This window comes from Shewanella oncorhynchi (assembly GCF_030848765.1).
GTDB classification, from domain to species: Bacteria; Pseudomonadota; Gammaproteobacteria; order Enterobacterales; family Shewanellaceae; genus Shewanella; species Shewanella oncorhynchi.
Map to the genome: position 1 here is coordinate 1375842 of NZ_CP132914.1, position 23606 is coordinate 1399447.

Below are 23606 nucleotides of genomic sequence, written 5' to 3' on the forward strand. Positions count from 1 at the left end.
ACCTCTGTTCTAATGAAAGCTTTAATCAGGCCAAATCAAAGAAGAGGGGATTAATCAACCCCTTTCTTTTAATCAAATAGAATCGCAGCACACTAGCGAAGGGGAGTAGTCACCCCTATACCCTATACAGAATTTTAAGATAAATCTTCACCTAATAGAATCGCAGTACACTAGCGAAGAGGGAGGGTCTATCTTCATTAGATTAAAGCGTGATGAACTTTAATTTATATTCCTTGTTGTTTTAGAAGCTGTTTTAAGTAGCAGCTTCTTTTTACTAATTAGGAGCAAACAATCAATACATCATCAAACATCACAAACGATAAGGAAATCATCAAATGGACTATTCACAAATCAAAGAATTCGCTTTAAACATCAACGATATTGCTACTATCAACAAGATGATTACAACATTACAACAAAGCATCATTTAAACGCAGTGAGAAGCATTCTCAGGCACGTTCGTAAGCAATACAAGCAAACACCTTACCTACTATTAAAACCTCTTAGAATGCGTCTGAGAGCGTTTAAACACTATCTAACTTTATTTTCAAATCTTGTAAGTATTCGAAAAATCCAACTGTAAATAATACTTATACGAAACACAAGAACCTACCATTTTTAGGAGAACAAACAATGAAAACTTTAACTATTACTTTTGCTAACAAAGAAACCACCCTGAACGCTGTTGAAATCAATGGTGTTGAGTTCTACAACATGAACGACATTTTCAACGCTTCTTCTGAACTCAAACCAAGCAAGCGCCCCTCTCGTTGGAATAACAAACTTTCTAAGCGTTATGAAGATGAAGGTAAGATGGTTGTACTAACTGGTGAAAATAACCGCCCACCAAAAATGGCTTCCGGTGTCGAAAAACCGACACTGGTGAAAATGGCTCATGGTGGAGCTATTAAAGAGGAGGCTAGGCACGGCACACAAGAAGCTGTTGTTGCTTATTCACAATGGATTCAAACAGATTTCGCCTACGCAGTTAACGCAGCGTTTAGCGCATTGATTGACGGTGATGTAGACACAGCCCTAGCCATAGCTCAAAGCGTAGCAAAGGTTCAGCGTGAAGTTGCAAAGAAAAGCTACCGAGCAATGACAGACGCTATTCAAGCTGTATCTGATAACAAGTTCGCTTATTCTAACTTTGCTAAACTAGCTTTCCGTGTTGCTACTGGTTATGAACTGAAAGATATTCAAGGTGAGAAGCTGAAAGGGGAAGATAACAGAGACTTCCTAGTTCGTATGGGTGATATTCAATCTGTTTCTAACCTAGATAAAGTACAAATCCAGATCCAAACCCTTCTATCTATTGGTATGACTTTCACCCAAATTAAAGAACACTTATTACCTAACTAAGAATACTGTCAGGAACGCCCCAAAAGAACTATCTGTGGGGCTTTCTCCTCTAATTTATCCAACCATACATTAAAACAATAAAACCTATTAGAATGCTTCCTATGGCGTTTAAAAGGTATCATCAAAAGGAATTGATTAAATGAGAACACTAGAAGAATTAACTAAAACCTACCTATGTACATCTTCTAACTTTTACAAAAGAGTTAATCCTGAACCCTTCCTATACAAGAAGCGGATGCTAAACCATCTTATGACAGATGAATTAACACTAGAAGAGTTTGATATTCTAACCAAACACTACCAACAACTTAAAAAAGATTGGATGGAATCTAAAAAGAACTTTAAAGCTTGTCTTATGGGAATGAGTCCACATGAACTAAGCAACACAACTATTTCACAACGAGGGTAATAACTATGTCAAGAAATACGCCACGATTCACCACCAACACAGACTTCACTGAAATTACAATCCCTGTGTCAGTCCTTCAAGATCAAAACCTAACAATGGCTCAAAAGATTCTATACACGTTTATTGCCTCTGGTTTCATCGGTTCACAAAAAGACCTAGCCAAATTATCAGGAATGGATCGCAGAACAGTGTGTGATCGTCTACTTGAACTAATCGACAAGGGATACCTTACAGTCCAACGTATTGGATTATACAACATCTATTCAGTAGCGGAGTAATTAACAATGAATAAATACCTACTATCAGTAATCCTGTTCTTAATGCCATTCGCTACGCTTGCTGATGAACTAGAAGCAGCACATCAAAAGAATATAGAATCTTTAACAGCTTTAAACAATAAAGTATCTGAAAGGTTAGTATACCTTCAAAAACAATACCCAAAGGAATACAACAAAGTAATAGGACAAATCGAAAAGGAATCGAGCAATGACACAGAAAGGAAGCTTAACTGAAAACCAAATTAACCTAAACAACACAATGTTCAACAATCCAACTATCTTCAACAAAGAGAACAACTGCTTCTTACAAGGAGTTAGGGGGATTGCTGAAACATTGGACATATCTTCTCACACAACCATTACAAGACAGTTCGACAAACTCAAGAAGTTAGGACTACTTAAAATGGTTAAAGTAGGTAAGGGACATACAAGAGGTATGATCAACCCTCTCTACTATTGGGAAGGTGAAGATACAACTAAACATTTCGCTAAAGCCCTCTATCATTTTGGAACTATCAAACAAGCACTAGCCTTTGATCTACTCCAACGTGATTTCGGTTATTACTTAAACCCCTTCAATGCAAACATAGTTGATAAGTACGACTACACAGCAACAAGGGACAAACTAGCAACAGTTTTTGAAGGAGATAGGATTACTCCTGATTTAGTTCGAACCAAAATAAAGGAAATCGAACAACTTTAAAAAGAATCTTATGGATGAGTTAAAACCCTTATGAAACATCAACGCTAAGGCCTCTCAGAAGCTCTGTGTGGCCTTTACTTCCAAAGTAGGTAATACCCTACGTGAAAAGTACAAACCTTCTCAAAATGCTTCCTATTGCGTTTAAACACTACCTACATTTATTTTCTTTGAGTGTAAGTTTTTGGGGGTCTGCCGTTGTAAATAATAAGTATACAACAACGAAATTCATCCACAAGGTAAAACATCATGTCTTTATATTTTAATGGCCCTTATGCATCACATCATTTAATCGGAACTGAGATTGATACACAACACGGTAAAGCTACAATTACTGAGTTTTATGATAAGCGTGAAGTTTGGATTAAGTTCCACAATACAGGTTATGAAACTACTACTACCATTTATCGTGTTAACGCTGGCACTGCCTCAGATCCAACACACCCTACTGTTTGTGGTGTAGGTTTCATGGGAGAAGGTGAATACAACTCTGCAACTCATGAACGTGAGTACCACATGTGGAACAATATGATCCGTCGTTGCTACCAAGTAGCTAACCGCCCTAAAGAGTTCAAATCCTACGAAGGTGTTACTGTTGCTACTGATTGGCATAACTTCCAAAACTTCTGTGAAGACATCCAATGGTTAATTGGTTATGACGATTGGTTAGAAAACGAAGAGCGTTATGAGATTGACAAAGACCTTATGTGTGCTGCTTTGAAACTACCTAAGAAGGTTTACAGCAAAGAAACATGCTGCTTCTTAACAGCGTCAGAGAACTCTTCTATAGCTCGCAAGTAAATAGTTTAGGGGTGAAACTCCCCTATCTAAGATACCCTCACTTAGTAAAAACCTACTTATTTTTAACTATTTTCAATTTATTTTCAATATATCGTAAAAAACTCCTCATTATTTTGAAAGTTTTTTGAAAATCGGTTGTAAATCATATACGAGAAACAAAACAACGGAGAACAGACTATGGAACAACAAGAAACCAAAGTATACAAAGGTCAACCTTATGTAACTATCAAGCTGAAAGGTGAAGCAATGGAGAACCTAATTGCCAAGGCAGAAGCAGAAGGCCAGACAATCACCAAATATCTAGTTGAGCTTTTAACTCAAGATTAACCCTCACTAATAACCAACAAGCCCATTAGCGGCTAAGGATACTAAACTATGAAAACCCAGTTCGATATTACTAAAACTATTATAGGAACCCCAGCTAAAGCTTTGAACCTTACCCAGCGTGAAAAGAATTTGTTTATCTATCTATCACACTTCTTTGGTTTAAGTGAAGGACAATGGAAGTGTTACCCATCACTAGCAACTTTAAGCGAGTTAAGCGGAACTAAGAAATCTGACATATCTACAATCACTAACAAGCTAGTATCTTTGGGCTACATAGAAAAAGAATCTAGATATGATAACTCTGTGATCTACACTTTTAAATCTTTAACTATCCAAGAACAAGAAGAAGTGGAAGTTACTGTTGTAATACCTCTAGAAACCCCTGAGAACGATTCTGAGACATTTTCTACTGAAGTTGATACAAACACCTTACCTGAACCTGAAGATGTTATACAGGACATTGTAGTAGAAACACTTAACCAAGATTTTAGAAGCTGGAACGAATCACAACCTCAAATAGATTACGCAGCAATAGCACAAACCAGATTAAACGATAGGTATGACAGAAGACCACAAACACAAACTATTTCATCATTTTCTAACTTACCATACTAACAACAAGGAAACATCATCATGACTGCACTATTAAAACAAGAATTACGTATCAACCCTAACACTCTTACTTGTACTCTTACTGAACTCCAACAACAAATCGAACAAGAGAACAAAGAAAAAGCCTATAACAAGTTCATGGCTAACCTAGGTAAAGGTCAAACAGATTCCAAACCTTCTTACAATAACCTACTTAACAAAACCTTTATCACTGCTCGTGATTTCTGGGAAGAATCTTATACACAAGGTATCACCACCAAAGCAAAGAAGAAAGCGATCTGGAACAACTTGATTGCCCCTGTTAACAAAGCTTACAACGATATTGTTGAACAGAACCCTAACGCAGTTAACTACACCACTGAACCTTATGAACTTGTTCCGTTCTTAGCTGCTAATGAAATCGTAACTGTTCTATTCTCTGGTAAACCTATTTCAATCTTAAACATAACTAAAGAATTGGAAAAGGCAATCACAAAAACTTACAGAATGGATAAGGTTGATTATGAAGATAAAAGCACTTTGTTTATTGGTGCATTAGAGTTTGTTAGATCTGTTGCTGAACTATCCCCACTGTTAAACGTGGAAGAAGCAGCAAACGTAGAAGAAGTTTATGTTGATGACTTACCTCGTGGTAATGTTCTTATGTTCTCAAGTGAAGTAGCTCAGAACATTGTTGATAAGTATGATGAACAAGTTGCAAGCAATCAAAATACTTTTGAACCTATGGTAGTTAAACCTATTAAGCATAAGAACTTACTTGATAAGAATGGTGGATACCTTACAGTGGATTCAGAGTTGCATAAAAGGTTCTATGGTTCTAATACTTCCCCTGTTGTTTTCAACTCTATTTCTAATCCTTCTTACTTTCAAGTAAAGAATAGTATTCAAGAAACAGGTTATAGTGTCAACACTAACTTACTTACTTTCCTTGATTGTTTAAACTTTGAAGAACCTGAACTACTGAAAGATTATCTCTTTCACGATATTCAAAAAGAGAAGGTTAAACTAAGTGCTGCTTTTGAATCTATTAAAGATGAATTGATTGCTTTGAAAGAGGTTGAAAAGGAAGCTTGGAAAGATTACTACACACTTAGAGACCAATATGAAAAGGGTGATGTTTCAGAAGAACTAAGTAAGGAAATTAGAGAAGCGTTAACCAAAGCAGATTCTGTAGAGAAGAAGATTGAAAAACTTAAAGCTCCTGTAACAGATGCACAATCTCGCGTATCTAAAGCACAAGCTAACAGACGCACATTAGATATTGCTGTTAAGTATCAAGATTTCAAATCAATCTACTTACCTATCTTTGTCGGTGCTAATGATCGTGTTTATTACTACACTTCTGATTTTCACCCACAAGGAAACAATCTTTGTAAAGCATTAGTTAGTTTCGATGAAGCTGAACGTATGAGTGAACAAGGTTTTGAAAACTTCAAATACTGTTTCGGAACTATGTTCGATGGTTACTCCAAGAAATTAAAATCTGAACGTATTAAAGTTATCAACGATAATCAATCACTAATCTTTGATTTTGTATTGCGCAAATCAAACAAGTTCTTAGAGTTATTGGATAAAGATGAAATCTTCACTGGTATTTCCTTTGCTATTGAATACTTCAACCATCTTACCAACCCTAACTATAAAAGTAAAGTAATTGCTTATTATGATGCTTGTAGTAGTGCAATTGCTATCCAAGGTTTATTACAACACTGTGAACAGTCAATGATGTTAACCTCAATTATTAACCCTACTAAAGGTTGTTTAGAAGATGCCTATATGTTAACTGCTAATGCAATGAAAGATAATGCCAACCAAGCAGTAACACTGACAGATAAGGATTTACTTGATTTAATAGATAGTATTTAAGATTTAGGAGTTATTATGGATTTAAAAGATTTCGGTGAATACACCAAAGTAGAGAAAGAAGATTATGAAGGTTACAAATTCATAGGGTTCACACGTAGACCACAAACTAGAACCTTGCAGTATATAGTGTATTGTGAAACTTGTTCTAAAGATTCTGAAATGTTTGGAGAAGGTTATTTCAACACTACACTTGGTAATCTACAAAACGGATACAAACCTTGTGGGTGCTCTAAAGCTCCACGATGGACAGAAGAACAATACAAAGTTTTAGTTAAGAGGGTTTGTGAAGAAAATGGGCTAACTTTTAATGGCTGGGCTGAACCTTATAAAAAGAAGACTACTAAATGTTCTGTTACTTGCAACAAACATAATTTACTTTGGGAAACAGCAACAATTGATTCTTTCTTAAACAAAAAAATAACAAACTGCCCAAGCTGCCATAGAGAGTCAGTTGGGAATCACTCGAGAGCAGATATACACAAAAAGGTTGAAGAAGTTGTTAAAGCTACAAAAGATATGAATTTTGATTTGCTTGGTTTTGCAGAACATATAAGAAAAGATAAGACAGATAGGACAAAATTAATTGCATCCTGCCCTATACATGGAACATGGGAAGCAAGTATGAGTAATCTTATCGGTGGAAGAGGTTGTCCTAATTGTAAACAAAATGGCTATGATAAAAACAAAGCTGGTCATTTCTACATAGTTGAATGGACAGACGGAAACCAAACATTCTTAAAGTTCGGAGTAACTAACAGGGATCGAGTAGAACAGAGAGTTTATACACAATCAACTAAAACACGATTCAAACCAACTCTTGTTACTTCTTCTAGGTTCAACAATGGTGAATACCCTCTACTACTTGAAAAATTCGCTTTTGAAACCTTTGATACTTGTGTTGTTGCTAAAGAAGATTTTCCAGACGGTTACACAGAAACGATAAACGTATCAACAAAATCTATCAACACACTGACCAACAAAATAAGAGAGTATTTAAAACTAGATGCCCAATAAAGACTTGCTGCTAGTTCAGCTATTCAAATCCAAGGCTTACTACAACATTGCGAACAATCATTAAAGCTTACATCTGTTATCAACCCAACAGAAGATAAACTTGAAGATGCTTACATGATTACTGCTAACGCTATGAAGAAAAATGCAGAAGAAGCAGCACTACTTACAGACCAAGATTTGCTTGATCTAATCGACTCTATCTAATCAACAAAGGGCTAGGGAAACCTAGTCCTAAAATCTACAACAAGGAAACATCATCATGAATCAAAACGAATTATTAAAAACTTTAGTTAAAGCACTCAAAGCAGCCAAACAAAACAGAGAAGAAATCTTTGATAAACTTCAAACAGCCCAATCAGCACTAGCTAAGGCTACTAAATACCCAGAAGCATTTTCACGTAAAGTGTTTAAATCTCCAAGTATGTTAGTTGCGAATTATGGAGCCAAGTTAAGAACAACATCTGATTCAGTGAAAGAAACTTTATTAGAAGTTGCACCTGAATTACTTAACGAGTTCACCAAAGAAGAAGAGAATATGTTCTATCGTTTAGTTCACTTACAAGTTGGTATTACTTTCCCTGCTTCTAACAACTACCTTAACTGGTCAAACAAACTGTTCAACCTAGTTGCTAAGAAAAGAGATGGTATTGCTTATAACAACCCTCTTACTGGTTTCCCTGTTAATGTGAGAGAATACAAAACAGAACAAGTTAAAGTAAACTACAGAGTGTTTGGGAAGGTTACAGCTACTAAACTTAAACTAAGAACTAAAGAGATTAACGCTCAATCTACTTCAACAACTGCTACCCCCATTTGCATTCACTCACTTGATGCAGCCGTACTACATAATACCAAGTTAAGATTAAACAAGCCTATGGCATTGGTTCATGATAGTTTTGGAGTTAAACCTAATGATCTGGATGATCTAACTTCTTCTGTTAACCTCACCTTACTTGAAGTGGCAGAAGCAGACGTACTAACTAACATCACTAACCAACTAACTGTAGGTTGTGAAGAAGAGATAAAAGATTATCGTAAACGTACGGGTATTAACTTACTAAACATTCCATACCAAGGAACAGTTGCTAAGGACAACCTAGCTAAGGTAATTCTCAACTCTGAATACGCCTTCAGTTAAAACAAGATTAGAGAGAGAGGTTTCATTACCTCTTTCTTTTTACCTATTCAATAACAAGGGTATCCTCATTCTCACACGTATAAATTTTTTAGAAGAGCTTCTATTATTTTTCTATTCCCTAACAAAGGGTATCCTTACTTTTACGTGTATAGCAAAATTTTTATCTATGTTCACAAACTATCTATGGGTATCCTCACTTACCTCTATTATGTAAAAAATTTTTCACCTGTACACATTTAGCTTTTCTCGCTCAATAGCCGTTAGGACACGTGTCAGAATGAGCAACAGCGAGCAGTAGTTATCCCCAGAACATTTTCACTAGGAACAAACCTTATACAAAAGAAACACTGAAAAGATAAAAGAAAAGAGAGAAAAGAAAACAACTCTCTACGAACCACACCATCAGCCACTGACGGCGCAAAGGACGGCAATAAATTGCCTGTGCGCCTCTGACCCCGATTATGACAACCCACCTAGGACTATTGAACAACGGAATACTTATCAGCACGATTCCGCAATAAGGTGTTGACCTTCCACATCAGCTATACAGTTTTCTGTTAAAGCACCTGCATCGAATGTGGTCTGTCGACCACTTAAATAGAGGCGCAAGCGCCTTAGACGGCAACTTGTTGCCTGCTCTTTAAAACTAAATACATTAAAAGGAAGTAATACAAATGAATAAAAGACGAAATGCTACAAGCATAAATACCGGCTCACGCCGAATCAAACGAAATGGAGATTCATACAAACCAAACCAAACCTTATCACAGCGACTATCTACGTTAAGGTTTAAAGTTGTAATGGATAGATTAAAGGAGAAATACCCACATGGAAACATACCCGATAATGAGTTAATAAAAGAACTACGATCAAGTAAAGCTTAGCTACCAAAGGTGAACACAAGCACTGATAAGAACATACACTGAAGATGGTTTCCCACATGGGTTGCCACATGGTTACAATCTTATCAGTGCTATTCCTTTCAATGAGGATACCTTACCATACCCTACAAACTGTTATTTATTTTTCACACATTGACTTCCTATGAGTCGCCTACATCCCCTTTTACACACCCTCAGACATAGGTGCTGCGATTGATTAATCTTCAAATTGGTACGGGGGGAGGTTTTTTCTATCTGGACACATAATCACATAACCACCGTCAAGTCATTTTCACACCAAATCTGAATAAATTATTTTTTTCTGAAATGTAGATTTTTCTATCTGGGCACAGGCCATAGGCCGATAAAGGTTGAATAACCTCACTGTTCACGTTCCTGTTCACATAAATCTATGACCTCCCAAGGTGAAGTATGTATCTCTTCTCTTTCTCTTTTCAGTGTTCTTTTTGCTTTTGATCTTCTATTAAGGAATATTCCTTAGCAGTATTGATAAAGGGACACTGTCTAAGCATTGTTGATAAAGGTGTAATGTCTAAATGACCTCGCATGTAGGAACGTTTTCTTCAGTGTAAATCTTCTTCTTTATCAGTGGAGATACCTTCATTTTCATCATAATTACACACTAAAATTTTCTCAAAATAGTAAATTGGAGAAACGCAGTACAATAGTGTAGGGGATACACAGATTTCCTTTAAAAGGGGGTTTGGGGGTTTCTTATTTATAAGAATAGATAAGTAATAAAATAATAATAAGAAATACTTCTTAGGAGATTTTACTATGATAGCTAAGATGTGCTCTCACTCTGGTTGCCGAACTATCGTAAGGGATGGTAATCACCGATGTACTCTACATAGATTTACACCAAGACGTAAACAAACACTAGAACGATCCAAATTCTATAATCGTGCCTCTTGGGTTCGGTTATCAAAATCACACAGGCAACAATATCCTGTATGTGAAATCTGCAACAAAGAACTATCCGTTGATTGTGATCACATGGTCGAGTTAGTTCTAACTGATGAACATTCTCTTAACCCTGATAACCTTATTGCTGTTTGTTGTAGTTGTCATCATACAAAGTCTATGAAAATGCGACAACTTATAAGGTGGGATAATAAACAAGAAATTTATTTGTGGCTTACAAATCATTGGAGTCCACGATCTGAAAACAAGAACTTACTAAATAGGTGGATTACTGATGTTAAACAAATTCAAAACCAAGGTGAAACACCTACTTAAAACTATATCTGATTGGAACTATAAGCGTAAGTGTCGTTCTTTCAAATACATTATCAACCCTCATGAAATCATAGAACGTTACGTTATCTACCAAGGTTTAATGTATCGAGTTAAATTTACTAATGAAGGTGTTTCCCTTCTAGACCAAGATTCTAACTTTGTAGATTGTCAACTAACACGTCTGCGAGTTCTTAAACAACTATCATAGGAGGCTAACCAATGATTGAAAACGTTATCGTACAAAATGATAGAGTTATTGTTAAATCTACTAATGGTAGCGTCCTCTACCTCACAATAGAAACAGCACAAGAATTAAAGAAATACATTGAGGAGCTTCTATGATGAAATTCGCTATTGAACTAACTTCAAGAGAGTTAGAAATCTTCAATCACTACAAAACAATTATTGAAAAAGAACGAGAAGTAAAACCTTCTGAAAATGAAGTTATTGCTATGCTTGCCTCTTGTGTAGCTATGTATGAAGTAGCACGTAAATCAATTCAAGAGGATGGTGTTTTGATTCGTAATGAAAACAGTTACGGAATATCAAATAAAGCAAACCCCGCTAACACTATTGCTGAGAAAGCCCAAACAACTATTAAGGCTTATTTAGGTGAGTTACTTTTAACCCCTAAAGCCAAAGCACAACTAAGCAAAGCGATTATGGAAAAAGATTCCGAGGATGATCCTCTTGCTATGGCTCTCAAGAAGAGGGCAGAAAAACGTTAGACTAAAAGGAGTTAATCAAAATGGACAAGGAATGTCATTACCGCACGTATCTATCTCTTATCTCACACCCAACAAAAGGCACACTTGTTTATGGTGGCCTACACAAATCCACTTACGAAAACCCTAACGAAGATCCTTATAAAGGTTCTGGTTTATACATACTACGTTTTATGAAGAAGTATGGCAAAGATTTAGTAAGTATGCGTTGGGTGGGTGAACACAACTCTGTAGAAGAAATGGTTGAAGCTGAAATTGAACTAATCGCAAACCTTAGAAAAACCTATGGTGATAAATGCGTAAACATCAAATCTGGTGGACAGTTCCACATACAACCAAGCACAACGGAAGAGATAAGCAAGAAGATTAGCGATTCTCTCAAAGAATATAATAAAAACCTATGCTCATTAAAGAAAGAACAGCTTAGGTTAAAAACATCCATTATAGGACGTCGTAGAGCGCACTGGAATCAATACAGCAAGCTTTATCAGTTATGGGTAAGTGAAGGTATGCCAAAAGCAGGAAGGTTCCGTAGAATCGCTTCTGAAGCTTCCTACCCAGATGTTAACTACGTCCGTATGGTTGATTGTTTTATTAAGGATGCAGGTACTAATTATAAACCTGTTCCTTACGATTTTAAATGTAGAGCTAACAGAACCCAAAAGGGTGAGCACTGGCTTTACTATGAACCACTTTACGAAGTTTGGGTTAAGAACAACAAACCCAAATATCCCACTTTTAAACACATAGCCACTTATCTAGGCTATCCGTCTGCTTACTATCGAACAATGGTAGAACATTTCAAGACTAACTAACTTAACCTATTCATTGAGGGAGGACTTTCTTATGAATACTCCCTATCAATGGCGGTATTACGATTTAACAGGTATAGACCTAGAACAATACAACTACCGTAAACATTCACCCGATTTAGAAGATGATCATGGGTTTTCTATACAAGGTGAGTATTGCCAACGAGTAGAAAGCGCTTATCAATACGCTTATGACGTTCTTGCAGGTAACATCCCTGCTTCATCTGATTTGATTGGCGCAGTTGAACGTTTCATCTTTGATTTGAATCGAGAAGATTTAGAAATGGATGAAGATGAAGTAGCTTTGGTTGTTCTAATTGCAAACTCTCTTAGACACCCAAAAGGCGCTATTGCGGGGACACAATATTTTCTGCTCCCATGGAATATTTTCTTCTTTGCTAACGTGTTTGGCTTCTTCTATTCGGACAAAGCAAGGGAAACCTTAAGAGGTGATAGGCGTTTTATAAAAAGTTGTACTTTCGTAGCACGCGGTAACAGTAAAACCTGTTTAGCTGCTGTTATGTCGATTGCTAACATGCTCACCAATGACAACGGTAGCCCTGTTGGTGTTTGTGCTGCTTCTGTTGCCAAACAAGCAAAGCTCGCTTTTGATGACATTGCCAGAATGATTAAAAGCGCATCCCCAACTATTAGAAAACGTTTTGAAGTCCTACGTAATGAAATACGTTGCCCCAATGGAGGCAGTATTATAGTAGCTTCTCGCGAATCTGAGTCTCTGGATGGTATCCGTGGTTCAGGGTTACAACTGTGTGATGAAATTCATGCTCACCCTAGCAGTGCTGTTGTAGATGTTCTATCAACTGGTATGCAGTCAAGCAAGAACCCCCAAATGCTGCTTATCTCTACCGCTGGTGTAAACACTCAAGGTTATGGTAAGGAGATGTTTGATTATGCCTCTGAGGTATCAAGAAACATAATTAATAATGATAGGTTCTTCAGTTTAGTTTATGCAGTTGATAAGGAAGATTATGACAACTGGGAAGATGAATCTGTCTTTGCTAAAGCTAATCCATCACTACACCACGCTGTATCCTTAGAAGGTCTTAAAGCTGCTTGTGAAGAAGCAAAACGTAACGCTAAAGCTCGTGCTAACTTCCTAACAAAACATCTAAATATCTGGGTTGATTTCGATGAAGACAACTTAGTTGATTATTCAGATTTAGTCAGTTGTAAAGAGAACACATTAAACATTGAAGATTTCAAAGGTAAAAATTGCTATCTAGGTTTAGACCTAGCTGGTGTATCAGACCTTAGCTCTTTGGTGTACCTGTTTCCTACTGATGATGGTGGAGTTACTGTTTTTCAGAAATCCTATTTACCTGAATCAGTGCTACAAGGTTTAAAACCTGCAATGGTTGATCGTTACTACGAAGCCCATAAGAAAGGTGAATTAATCTTTACCCCCTCTGAAATCACAGACACACAATATATTCAAAATGACATTGTTAACGCTGACAAAGATTTCAACGTTCTTGGGTTATCTATTGATGCTGCTGCGGGTGGTACTAAGTTTTCTTGGGATTTACAAGAATCAGAAGGTATTGAAGCTGTAGCTATTAAGCAAGGTTTTGGTTTGTCTGAATCAGCAATTCTATTCCAAACATTAGTTAAATCTAAGAAGCTTAAATACAACTCAGATCTATTTGAATGGTGCGTTACTAACGCTTTGGTTCAAACAGGTTCTCAAGGTGATGTACGTATTATTAGAAGCAAATCCGACCATAGTAAGAAGATTGACATAGCCATTGCTACTGTAATTGGCCTATCTCAGACAATCCTTAAAGAATCTAAAGAATCCGTGTATGAACATAGGGACTTTAGAACGTTATAACAACAAAGCTCCACAGGAGAAGTTTATTGATACCTTTAGACATGCTCAGTGGAGCTATACACAAAACAAAATACGGAAACCTTGAAGTAATAGAATACATAAACAAAAACTCTGTTCTTATCCGCTTCCAAAATACCAACTACACAACTACAGCACGTTCTTCAAACATTAGAAGGGATAAGGTTAAAGATCCTTATTCACCTTCTGTTCACGGTGTTGGTTATCTTGGTGTTGGTGAAGCTATTGCAGATACAAGAGAATACAAACTATGGGCAAACATGCTCAGACGTTGTTATTGTCCTATTACCCATTCTTATAGTCCTACTTATAAAGATTGTACAGTTTCCGAAGAATGGCACAACTTCCAAAACTTCTATAAAGATTTACCCAAAATCCCAAACTATGAACTTTGGTTAAACAATAGAAACTACCAATTAGACAAAGATATTAAGGTTGAGGGTAATAAAAACTACTCCCTCGATTCTTGCTTATTTGTAACCTCTAACGAGAACGTTTTAAACGGCATTATGAAGAGGGCAACTATTAAACATTAAAACAGGAGTCCTACTTATGTTCGTAAAACAAAAAAGTGACCCCTTCGTTAGCCCATTTATGAAATCCTTTATAAGCGGTTCAGGCGAAGAAGTCACTTATGAAACAGCACTACAAGATCCTACCGTTAATGCTTGTATTCGAATTATCTCCAATACCATTAGCACACTTCCTTTAAAGCTTTATAAACAGCAACAAGGTTCACTGGGTAAAGAGTGGCAAGAAGATTTAGCCTCACAAATGGCTTACATCTTAACTTGTCGTCCTAATCCTAGACAAACCTCAACCGAGTTCATTGAACAAATGGTTGCTCAGTTGTGTTTATACTCCGAGTTCTACGCAATGGTTGATTATACCAATGCTGGTAAAGTTCTAAGGATTACTCCTTTCAACTCACCTAAACAAGTGAGCGTAATAGAGCACGGTGATGGTTTACGCTATGACTGTATTACAAATGAAGGTAAGGGTGTTGTCCTTAATGAAGACCAAATCTTTGTTGTACGTGATTTAACACTAAACACTTTCAAAGCACTAGATAAAATCTTATTAGCTAAATCTACTATTGGCTTGTCTTTATCTGCAACACACAACGCTGAATCTTATTACAAGGTTGGTTCACGTTCAGGTGGTTTCATTAAAGTAGATGGTGTCTTATCAGATGAATCTTACGCACGTTTAGCACGTCAAGTTAATGATGCTTATGCTGGTAAAGATAATGCTCATAAGATTGGCATCTTAGAAGGTAATTCTTCTTACGTAGAAAATACCTATTCACTGAAAGACGCACAGGTTCTTGAAAGCCGTAATGCTTCCATCCGTGAAATCGCTACACTATTCGGTGTTCCTATTCCTCTTCTTGGAATACCTGATAACAACTTTAAAGATGTTGAATCTATCAACAGCTTCTTCTACAAGTCCCGATTACAATCGCTTATTACTAAGATTGAAGCACGTTTCCGATTAATCCTACCTTCTGGTTATGCCCTTAAATTCGATACCTCCGATTACCTCCGTGGTGATGCTAAGACAAATGCTGAAGTAGCAGAACTCTTATTTACCCGTGGTGTTATTGGACGTAATGAAACACGTAAACGTTTAGGTATGCAAGCTGATACCTCAGAAGATCTGTACGTTGTGGCTAGTAATAACCTTGTATTTGGAACTATCTCCGACTTCACAAAAACAATAGGAGAAGTAACAAATGAAGAGTGAAAACTTAGAGTTCAAGATTAAATCTTTTGAACCAAATGATGAACAAGGTGTATTCGTTGGACTAGCAAACAAACGTTGGGTTAAAGACCGCGTTGGTGATGTTACCACTGATACTACTTTCACTGAATCTATCCAAAGACACAAAGAAGCAGGGACTATGCCTAAGCTTCTACTCCAACATGACCATGAAAAAGTTATTGGTGTAATCCTAGACATGTGGGAAGACCAAGAAGGTTTATGGGTTAAAGGAAAGCTTTGTTTAGAAACTGTTTTAGGTAGAGAGACCTATTCTTTACTAAAAATGGATGCGCTGTGTGATTTATCGGTGGGTTACGTAACCATTGATGAAAAGTATGAGCGTACAAGCGCGACAAATTACCTAACTAACATACATGTGTTCGAGGTTTCCATTGTTACCTTTCCTGCAAACACAGAATCGAACATCACATCTGTTAAATCTCTTTCTCTTGAAGAAGTTGAAAACACTATCGAAGAAGTTAACACCGTAGCTATCGAAGAAGAACAACCTATTCAAACAGAACCCTCAGATCTTGAGGAAACAATCACAGCGAACGCAGAAGAAGAACTAACTGAAAGTTCTAAGGAACCTGACGAAGTAGCTGAACAAAACAATCAAAACAATCTCCCTCAATCTGAGGAAATTAATAATAAGGTGAATAACACTATGAATACTTTAGAAACCCAATTAACTGCACAAGCTTCTTTAATCGCTGACTTACAAGATGCTGTTGCTTCTATGAAATCTGCTCCTGTTGAAGTAAAAGCTGCTCCTGTTGATTACAAAGCTAAGTTCTACGATGAAGTTAAGAACTTCAAAGGTGACATGGAATTAGTTAAAAATGGTCAAATCAAATCTGCTTCTTTCAACACTGTTGAAGCTGGTTCTGCTACAGAAGGTGTACTAACCGAGGTTAACCGTACTATCGTTCAATCAGTCGTTGAAGAGTCTGCTCTTGTTCGTTTGTTTGGCCGTGAAGTTGCTAGCTCTCCTCGCTATGAAAAGCGTAAGCAAATCGGTTCAAGTGGTGCTCGTTGGGAAGGTGAAAACTATGAAGGTGTAAACGGTGAACACACAGGTAGCCCACGTTTCACTGTCTTGAAAGCCAAGTTTGGTAAAGCTATTGCTAAACCTATCATCCCTCAAGAAACTTTAAGTGATCCTTTCTTCAATGCAGAAGCTTTCTTAATGGCTGATGTTCGCAAGCAAATTGGACGCTTAGTGTCTGATGGTCTTATCAATGGTGCTGGTGAAAACCAACCTGAAGGTTTCGCAACTCTATTTACTACCGATGCTGCAAAAGTTGAAGCTGGTACTCACTTCAAACAACTTCCTGCTGTTTCTGGTGATGATGCTGCTCTATTAGCTGCTTTACAAGGTATGCAGTTTGAACTGAAAACTGGCTACCTAAGTGGTGCTAAGTACGTTATGGCTCGTGACGTGTTCCAACGTGTTGCAGGTCTGAAAGACACTACAGGCCGTCCTTTGATGCAAACTTCTTTAGAAGCTGGCGTTGCTGGTACTATCTTTGGTTTTGACGTTGTTGTAGATCCTCTGCTGTTAGGCGTTGTCTACTTTGGTCAATACGCTGAAGCTTTCCGTGTAGTAGAAATCCCTACTTCTATGGAACTGTTACGCAACCCTTACAAAATTGACTTCTGTGTAGAATTTAACGTAGCTACTCGTATTGGTTCAATTGTTAACGACAATGAAGCAGTAGTAGGTTTGCCTGTTACTAAAGCTGCAACTCGTTCAGCTAAGTAAATAGTAATTGAAGATAAGGGGTTAGTCAAGCACTAATCCCTTTCTTTTATCTTATTTTCAAAGGAGGAGCTTTTATGCACTTCAATGTTTTATCCAAAGATCCACAATTAGAAGAACAGTTACTTCCTCTTGAAACTATACAAGATCATCTACGTGTTTACGATAGCTCTGAAAACGATTTATTAACGTTGTACCGTTCTGCTGCTTTTGATTTTGCCTCTGCATACATGAATAGAATTCTAGGCAGGGCAACACTTATCACAACCTTTGAAGATTTCAAACCTGTTATGTTTTTACCAATGGGTAAAGCGTCTGAGGTTTTATCTGTTCAAGGTATGTTTGGAGACCACCTAATCAACGTTGATGATTATCACCTTAATCCTATTGCGGGTATGTTGGTACTCAAGGACAAATGGAAGCCTTTAAAACACTTCACCGTTACTTACACTGTAAATGAAGAAGTTCCTAAAGTTGTCTTACTTGGCATTTTAAAACTAATTGCCCACTTCTACGAAGTCCGTGAAGAAGTTGCTATGGGTGTTTCTGTAACACAGATTCCAACTAATCACCGTGCTTGTTTTGATCTATACCGTCTTAAAGTAGCGGGGTAACCCCTATGATGATTTCACAGTTAAAATATAAAGCTGAGATTTGGGAGGCAGTCCCTAGCGTAGATAAATATGGTGTACCTTCCAGTAGCCAAACCCTTCTTATTAAAGCTCCTGTAGCAATGAAAGAAGTAGAATCAACCGTTGAAGGTAATACAACTAAATCTGTTAACCACACTGTACAAATCACTATGAGGCACAACAGAAAGTTAAAACCTTTAACTACGTCAATGTACCTTCTTATCAATGATGTTGAATACGACATTGTAACACCTCCAAGTAACCCTTGGGGTTTAAACAAATACACTACTTTTAATGCTGTAGTAAGGACTAAGTAATGTCCAGACAAATGAAGCATGTAAAAGGGTTAGATTCTGTTGATAAACTACTAGATAGTCTCACTGATCCTAAATTTAGAAAAGCTGCGTTAAGAAGTGCTGCTAGGAAAGCAATGGCTCCTGTTAAGGAAGCTCTGCAATCTAACATAAGGTCAAGTGTTTCTAACAGTGATACTAGCTCTTATGAGCATTACACATCGTCTAAAGGTAAGCAGGGCTATTCTTCTGGTGATTTAGAGAAAGGTGTAAAACTAAGTATAAGTGTAAACACTGATAAGAATATCAAAATCAAATCTAATGGGTTTGCTACTGATAAACAATCTGGTGAACTCTTTGCAAATGTAACCTTTGATAATCACACAGCCAAGCTTGCCGCCATTCTTGAAAATGGTAGAACCAAACGTGTAGCAACTACACGCAACGGTAAAGTGTTTCACTATTTTGGTAATCCTACTGACCTTGTACAAAGAGACATATCCACTACCTCTGGTAAGCATTTTGTTTCTAACACATTTGCTGAACAAGAACATCTTATGGTTGACCGTTTCAAGAAAGAGCTAATAACTGCTATTGCCACACAAACTAAGAAAATGGAGAAAGCTACTAAATGATCGAAGAGAACTTTATAAGGTTCTTATCGAGTGCGTTCCCTTCTGTCCCTGTCTACTCCTTCTTTATTCCCGAAGATGCTCCTAGTCCTGCTTTCTGTATAGAAAACGCTGGTTATGGTGTAGCTGTAGCGAGATACAACAATAAGAACGTATCGAACAGAACAATAAAACTAACAGTATCGTCTAAGAATGTCAGTGACATTTATAACGATTTAGATCTCCGTAAATACATCGAGAATACAAACACTGTTGGTGAACTAACTGTACTAGGTATGAAAATAAATACCTTCTCAGACAACTTCGTTCCAGAACTAAAAATCTATGAACGTACCTATAACGTCAGTGTAAAGCTGACAGAAACACAAACTAATTTAGGAGACTAATACTATGTCAGGTCTTAACGATATTACACTGTCTAATTACATGGACATTCTAATCAATGATACACCTATCACCAACATTGAATCTTTCTCAGGTCTATCTGAAGAAACCTCTATTGTTGAAGTAAAACATTTCAATGTTAAATCAGCACGTAAACTACCAGCTTCAAGCACTGTTGCCGCTGTTGAGCTAACTACTTCTTTCGTTACTGATGAAAGCTATCAAGCTTTGCTTGCTGCACGTCAAGCTGAAACTCTTTGTGATTTCAAAGTAATCTATTACAAAGATCCAGCCAAGGTAGAAAAAGAAGTTCGTAGCTTCAAAGGTTATGTAACAAGCTACAGCGAAGTAGGCGAATTAGATAGCCAACGTCAATGTAATTGGAGCGTAGCGGTTGATGGAGGTATTACCTACGGTGAAGGTGCTGTTCTAGTTAGTGCTAAAGCTAAGTAATTAAATAAGGGGGTAAGGGTTTATTTACCTTTGCTCCCTTTTTATTCGAGGTATTAAAATGAAAAACTTACTATTGAAAAACTATAAAAAAGATAAGGTTAAGTTCACAACCTTACCAGAAGAAATCTATATTCGTGAACTCTCATACCGTGGTTATTTAGAAGTAATGCGAGCTAATACACCTGCTGATAAATTTGTTGCTGCTATTATCTTTGGTGTTTGTAATGAAGATGGTTCTTTATGTTTTACTTCTGATGATTGTGATGAAATCTCTAACAGTATGCCTTTTGAAACTATCATTGAAGTTGGTAATGCTATCCTTGATCTATCTAACAAAGGTTTCGACACGGTAAAGTAGCCCGCCACTTGCTTGTAGATGATAACGAAAGATTCATCCTTGAGTTAAGCCTAAAATTAGGTATCCCCGCTTTTGAGTTAGAAGAATGGCCTTCGTCTGAAATCAATAGGTATAAAGCATTAAACGTTATCTCTCCTTTCACTGATAAAGCGCAAGCTGTTCGTGATGGTTTATTAATGTCCCTTATCCGTAACCAGAACGTTACTAAGAAGAGTCAAGCTGTAACGCCAAGCCAATTACTACCTTATTTAGAAGAATTCCCAAGTTACTTAGAACACAAAGATGTTACTAAGGCACAAAGCTTACTCAAGAACGCTACTCAAGATTGGCAAGTGGCAGACATTAAGAAACACATACAGGAAGCTATTGAAGCTGAACAAGCTAAAGCTGATCCTGATACCTATTTAATCTCAAGATTTAAGGAGATGGTGAAATGAGTAACATTTCAATAAACCTTTCAGCTAATACAGCTTCTTATACAAAACGGTTAAGACAAGCTAAAACAGATACAGATCGAAATCTGATTCAAATGGAAAAGAAGTTTGAACAGTTTGGTAAAACAACAAGTGATTCCTTGGGTTCTATCAATGGTTCACTTAATACAATGACTAGCGCTTTATCTGGTTTGAAAGGTGGTGGTTATGCTGTTGGTATGGTTGTAATAGGGGCTGCTGTAGCGGGTTTAGCAACTTCAGCATACCAAGCATCTGTTAACGCTGAAAAGATGGATAAGCAAATAAAAGCTGCTGCAAGTACAGCAGGTATGTCTGTTCAAGAATTTGTTAAAATGCAACACGCTGTTGAGGCTTTGACTGTTGTTACTGGTGATCAGTTAACTGACATGTTTAAAGATTTCAAAGATAAGATTGGTGATTTTATAACTACTGGTGCTGGGCCTTTTGTAGACTTCTTTGATGTTGTAGGTGCTAAATCTAAAATAACAGCAACTGAACTACAAAACATGTCAGGTAAAGAGGGTTTACAAACAGTTGTTAAGGAAATGGAAAATGCAGGTGCTTCTACTGCCCAAATGGTTTTTGTTTTAGAAAGCCTTGGTAATGATGCCTCTAAACTATTACCTATCCTCAGAAGTAATTCTAAAGCACTGAAAGAGTGGGAAAGTATAGTAGATCGTATTAGTTCAAAATCCTTATTAAGCCCTAAAACAGCAGAAGAAATCAAATTAGCTAACATTGCTACTGATGAAATGAATAAATCAGTAGGGGTTCTTGTAGCTACTTTGTCGAAACCTTTTATTATTGGTTGGTCTAACTTCTCTTCAGGTGTTACTAAAAAAGTTGATGAATTTATTAGTGAACTCACAAAAGATGAACGTAAAAAGTTTCATTTAGATGTAATCTCAAGCAATGTTGATTTTAAATCAATGTCCACGAATGACATTGAAAATGCTTTGTTTGAGCTAAGACAAGAAAGGGCTTTATTAGAAGAAAAAGCTAATAAACCTTGGGTTCCCGGTGGTGACATGCTTGGAGGTCATAACCCCAAACATTACCAAGCACTACTAGACAGCAGTCAAGAACGGTTTGAAACTACAGAGAAAATCCTAGAGGCTGAGAAGAAGATTAAACAACTTCAAGAATCCAGCCTAGGTAGTAAGAGTTTGGAGTATACAAAGAATAATACAGGTCTAGACACCAGTGAAATTGACAATAAAATCAAAAATGAAAAAGATTTGATAGACAAGATCACTGCACTAAATAAAGGTTTGTATAAAGAGAAAGAATCTATTGCTATGAAAGCTAGTGAAGCTGTTTCTTTGACTGAGAAGAATACTAATTACAGGCTGTTAGAACAAACTCAAAAAAACATTGATGAAAACGTTAAACTACAAGAACTTGCTATTAAAAAAGAAGAGGATTTACAAAGACAGAAAACAGCTATTGTCTTAGGTTATGAATCTAAACGACAACAAGAACTTGCCGATTTGATGAAACGTGGTACTGCCAAAGAGTTAGCTGACCATGATGCTAAATTGAATGCTTTAAAGGCTCAGAAAGCATCTGATAACCTATCTAACCACCATTACAATCTTCTAAAAGAGAAGTTAGAGGAAGAGCATCAAGACAGGTTGAAAGTTATTGAGTTGGAAAACCAAGCTTCTAGCTTAGCAGGTAAAGAGCTAGCAGCAAAAACAGAGTTAGATAAACTTAAACTTAAACATGATAAGCAAAAAGTTTTGTTAGAGAAGAGTATTGCTGAAGGTCAGTATCTAGAACAAGATGAAGACATTGCTAGAAAATCTTTGTTAAGTACGCAACAAGAAGAAATGTTTAGATACCACCAAAACCATTATACTTCTGTGTTGGAACTAGCCAAAACTCATACTATGGATCGTTTATCAACACTAGGTTTAGGTCACACTATTGAATTGGAACAACTTAAAACTAAGTTTGGTGCTGAATACGAAACTAATGAAGAGTATGGTATTGCTTTGCAAATACTAGCTAATAACCAAGCCCGTGAGAAGTTGGAACTTGAAAGAACTATTGCTCAAGAACGTTTAGAATGGAAAGCTGAACATACTTCTGATGAACAAGAGCAAATCAATGTTCAGCACGAGCTTGAAATGAAAGAACTTGACCAGCAATTAGAAGACAAACTTATTAAAGAGTCTGAGTACATTTTAAGAGGTTTGGATCTTAAGCGAGCAAAATTAGATGCTGAAAGAGATCTAGCAACTGAACGTTTAGATTTACTTGGTGATGAATTAGTATCTTTGCAAAACAATCTAGAAGAAGGTTCTAAAGCCCGTAAGATTGCATTTGCTGCTGAAAAGGCTGCTGCTATTGCTTCTGTAGGTATCAACATGTATGACACTGCTGAGGCTGTTAAGAAAGCTGCTTCACCTGCTGGTGCTATCCCTGCTGAGATTGCTTATCACGCATCACTAGCTAATTCAATGGTATCTATGGGTAAGATGGCTGCTACTGCTATTGGTCAATTTCACAGTGGTACAGATGAAGTAGATCAAACAGGTTCATACATTCTTAAACAGGGTGAACGTGTTGTTCAACAAGCAGCAAACAAAGACCTAACTAACTTCCTTAACTCCAATGCTTCTAAAGAAGGTGGTGGTACTACTATCCAATCTGATTTAGTTATCCAAGGAGATAAGAAGTTAACTGATGCTGAGTTTGAAGGTTATCTTGCTAAACACCGTGAATCTTTAACTAAGTTTATGAAACTTGCCCAAAGGGAAAATCCTTCTCTACGTTAAAACCCTTCTGAGAGCCTCTAAGAGCATTCTGCGAG

Annotated in this window: 25 protein-coding genes; all 25 read left to right on the top strand. The window is 36.9% G+C overall.

All coding sequences use genetic code 11. The features are described 5' to 3' along the window. The first annotated feature begins 633 nt into the window (after nucleotides 1-633). The 25 genes from RA178_RS06195 to RA178_RS06310 all read left to right on the top strand — a co-directional run bounded on the left by RA178_RS06195 (nucleotide 634) and on the right by RA178_RS06310 (nucleotide 23571). The gene (locus tag RA178_RS06195) at nucleotides 634-1362 is read left to right on the top strand and encodes a KilA-N domain-containing protein (protein ID WP_306684937.1); all 729 of its coding nucleotides are present in this window, start codon (nucleotides 634-636) and stop codon (nucleotides 1360-1362) included. Nucleotides 1363-1501: 139 nt separating this feature from the next. After that, nucleotides 1502-1771, top strand: coding sequence for a hypothetical protein (locus tag RA178_RS06200; RefSeq protein WP_306684938.1), 270 nt, complete (start codon nucleotides 1502-1504; stop codon nucleotides 1769-1771). Nucleotides 1772-2055: 284 nt separating this feature from the next. Beyond that, entirely contained in the window at nucleotides 2056-2283 is a 228-nt protein-coding gene (locus RA178_RS06205) for a hypothetical protein (protein ID WP_306684939.1), read from the top strand. Next, entirely contained in the window at nucleotides 2258-2752 is a 495-nt protein-coding gene (locus RA178_RS06210) for a hypothetical protein (protein WP_306684940.1), read from the top strand. The genes RA178_RS06205 and RA178_RS06210 overlap by 26 nt, the downstream gene beginning before the upstream one ends. 246 nt (nucleotides 2753-2998) lie before the next feature. Then, on the top strand, nucleotides 2999-3550 hold the full coding sequence (locus RA178_RS06215; protein ID WP_306684941.1) for a hypothetical protein: 552 nt from the start codon (nucleotides 2999-3001) through the stop codon (nucleotides 3548-3550). A gap of 177 nt (nucleotides 3551-3727) precedes the next feature. Then, entirely contained in the window at nucleotides 3728-3877 is a 150-nt protein-coding gene (locus tag RA178_RS06220; RefSeq protein ID WP_306684942.1) for a hypothetical protein, read from the top strand. Nucleotides 3878-3925: 48 nt separating this feature from the next. Continuing rightward, entirely contained in the window at nucleotides 3926-4492 is a 567-nt protein-coding gene (locus tag RA178_RS06225; RefSeq protein ID WP_306684943.1) for a helix-turn-helix domain-containing protein, read from the top strand. Nucleotides 4493-4510: 18 nt separating this feature from the next. Then, nucleotides 4511-6355 (top strand): hypothetical protein, encoded by a 1845-nt coding sequence (locus RA178_RS06230; RefSeq protein WP_306684944.1) that lies wholly within the window; start codon nucleotides 4511-4513, stop codon nucleotides 6353-6355. A 15-nt stretch (nucleotides 6356-6370) separates the two neighbouring features. Continuing rightward, a complete protein-coding gene (locus RA178_RS06235; RefSeq protein WP_306684945.1) occupies nucleotides 6371-7369 on the top strand; it encodes a hypothetical protein in 999 nt (332 codons plus the stop codon). A gap of 259 nt (nucleotides 7370-7628) precedes the next feature. Further along, complete coding sequence (locus tag RA178_RS06240) at nucleotides 7629-8507, top strand: DNA-directed RNA polymerase (RefSeq protein ID WP_306684946.1); 879 nt, start codon at nucleotides 7629-7631, stop codon at nucleotides 8505-8507. Between the two features lie 1691 nt (nucleotides 8508-10198). After that, nucleotides 10199-10648: an HNH endonuclease gene (locus RA178_RS22140; RefSeq protein ID WP_371135014.1), complete on the top strand. Its 450-nt coding sequence runs from the start codon at nucleotides 10199-10201 to the stop codon at nucleotides 10646-10648. Between the two features lie 338 nt (nucleotides 10649-10986). Then, nucleotides 10987-11376, top strand: a complete 390-nt coding sequence (locus tag RA178_RS06245) for a P27 family phage terminase small subunit (RefSeq protein ID WP_306684947.1) — start codon at nucleotides 10987-10989, stop codon at nucleotides 11374-11376. Between the two features lie 20 nt (nucleotides 11377-11396). Next, complete coding sequence (locus RA178_RS06250; RefSeq protein WP_306684948.1) at nucleotides 11397-12188, top strand: GIY-YIG nuclease family protein; 792 nt, start codon at nucleotides 11397-11399, stop codon at nucleotides 12186-12188. A gap of 31 nt (nucleotides 12189-12219) precedes the next feature. Then, nucleotides 12220-14037: a terminase large subunit gene (locus tag RA178_RS06255; RefSeq protein WP_306684949.1), complete on the top strand. Its 1818-nt coding sequence runs from the start codon at nucleotides 12220-12222 to the stop codon at nucleotides 14035-14037. Between the two features lie 26 nt (nucleotides 14038-14063). After that, nucleotides 14064-14591 carry a hypothetical protein gene (locus tag RA178_RS06260; RefSeq protein ID WP_306684950.1) on the top strand — a complete coding sequence of 176 codons (528 nt, stop codon included), beginning with the start codon at nucleotides 14064-14066 and terminating at the stop codon, nucleotides 14589-14591. Nucleotides 14592-14607: 16 nt separating this feature from the next. Continuing rightward, nucleotides 14608-15801 (top strand): phage portal protein, encoded by a 1194-nt coding sequence (locus RA178_RS06265; protein ID WP_306684951.1) that lies wholly within the window; start codon nucleotides 14608-14610, stop codon nucleotides 15799-15801. Then, nucleotides 15791-17584, top strand: coding sequence for a phage major capsid protein (locus tag RA178_RS06270; protein WP_306684952.1), 1794 nt, complete (start codon nucleotides 15791-15793; stop codon nucleotides 17582-17584). The genes RA178_RS06265 and RA178_RS06270 overlap by 11 nt, the downstream gene beginning before the upstream one ends. A gap of 74 nt (nucleotides 17585-17658) precedes the next feature. Beyond that, on the top strand, nucleotides 17659-18195 hold the full coding sequence (locus tag RA178_RS06275; RefSeq protein ID WP_306684953.1) for a head-tail connector protein: 537 nt from the start codon (nucleotides 17659-17661) through the stop codon (nucleotides 18193-18195). A 5-nt stretch (nucleotides 18196-18200) separates the two neighbouring features. Further along, on the top strand, nucleotides 18201-18530 hold the full coding sequence (locus RA178_RS06280; RefSeq protein WP_306684954.1) for a phage head completion protein: 330 nt from the start codon (nucleotides 18201-18203) through the stop codon (nucleotides 18528-18530). Continuing rightward, a complete protein-coding gene (locus RA178_RS06285) occupies nucleotides 18530-19141 on the top strand; it encodes a hypothetical protein (protein WP_306684955.1) in 612 nt (203 codons plus the stop codon). The genes RA178_RS06280 and RA178_RS06285 overlap by 1 nt, the downstream gene beginning before the upstream one ends. Further along, nucleotides 19138-19524 (top strand): hypothetical protein, encoded by a 387-nt coding sequence (locus RA178_RS06290; RefSeq protein ID WP_306684956.1) that lies wholly within the window; start codon nucleotides 19138-19140, stop codon nucleotides 19522-19524. The genes RA178_RS06285 and RA178_RS06290 overlap by 4 nt, the downstream gene beginning before the upstream one ends. A gap of 4 nt (nucleotides 19525-19528) precedes the next feature. Then, nucleotides 19529-19975, top strand: a complete 447-nt coding sequence (locus RA178_RS06295; RefSeq protein WP_306684957.1) for a hypothetical protein — start codon at nucleotides 19529-19531, stop codon at nucleotides 19973-19975. Between the two features lie 58 nt (nucleotides 19976-20033). After that, nucleotides 20034-20333 (top strand): phage tail assembly chaperone family protein, TAC, encoded by a 300-nt coding sequence (locus RA178_RS06300; protein ID WP_306684958.1) that lies wholly within the window; start codon nucleotides 20034-20036, stop codon nucleotides 20331-20333. 8 nt (nucleotides 20334-20341) lie between these two features. After that, nucleotides 20342-20770 carry a hypothetical protein gene (locus RA178_RS06305; protein WP_306684959.1) on the top strand — a complete coding sequence of 143 codons (429 nt, stop codon included), beginning with the start codon at nucleotides 20342-20344 and terminating at the stop codon, nucleotides 20768-20770. Further along, entirely contained in the window at nucleotides 20767-23571 is a 2805-nt protein-coding gene (locus RA178_RS06310; protein ID WP_306684960.1) for a coiled-coil domain-containing protein, read from the top strand. Before RA178_RS06305 ends, RA178_RS06310 begins: the two co-directional genes overlap by 4 nt. Nucleotides 23572-23606 lie beyond the last annotated feature (35 nt).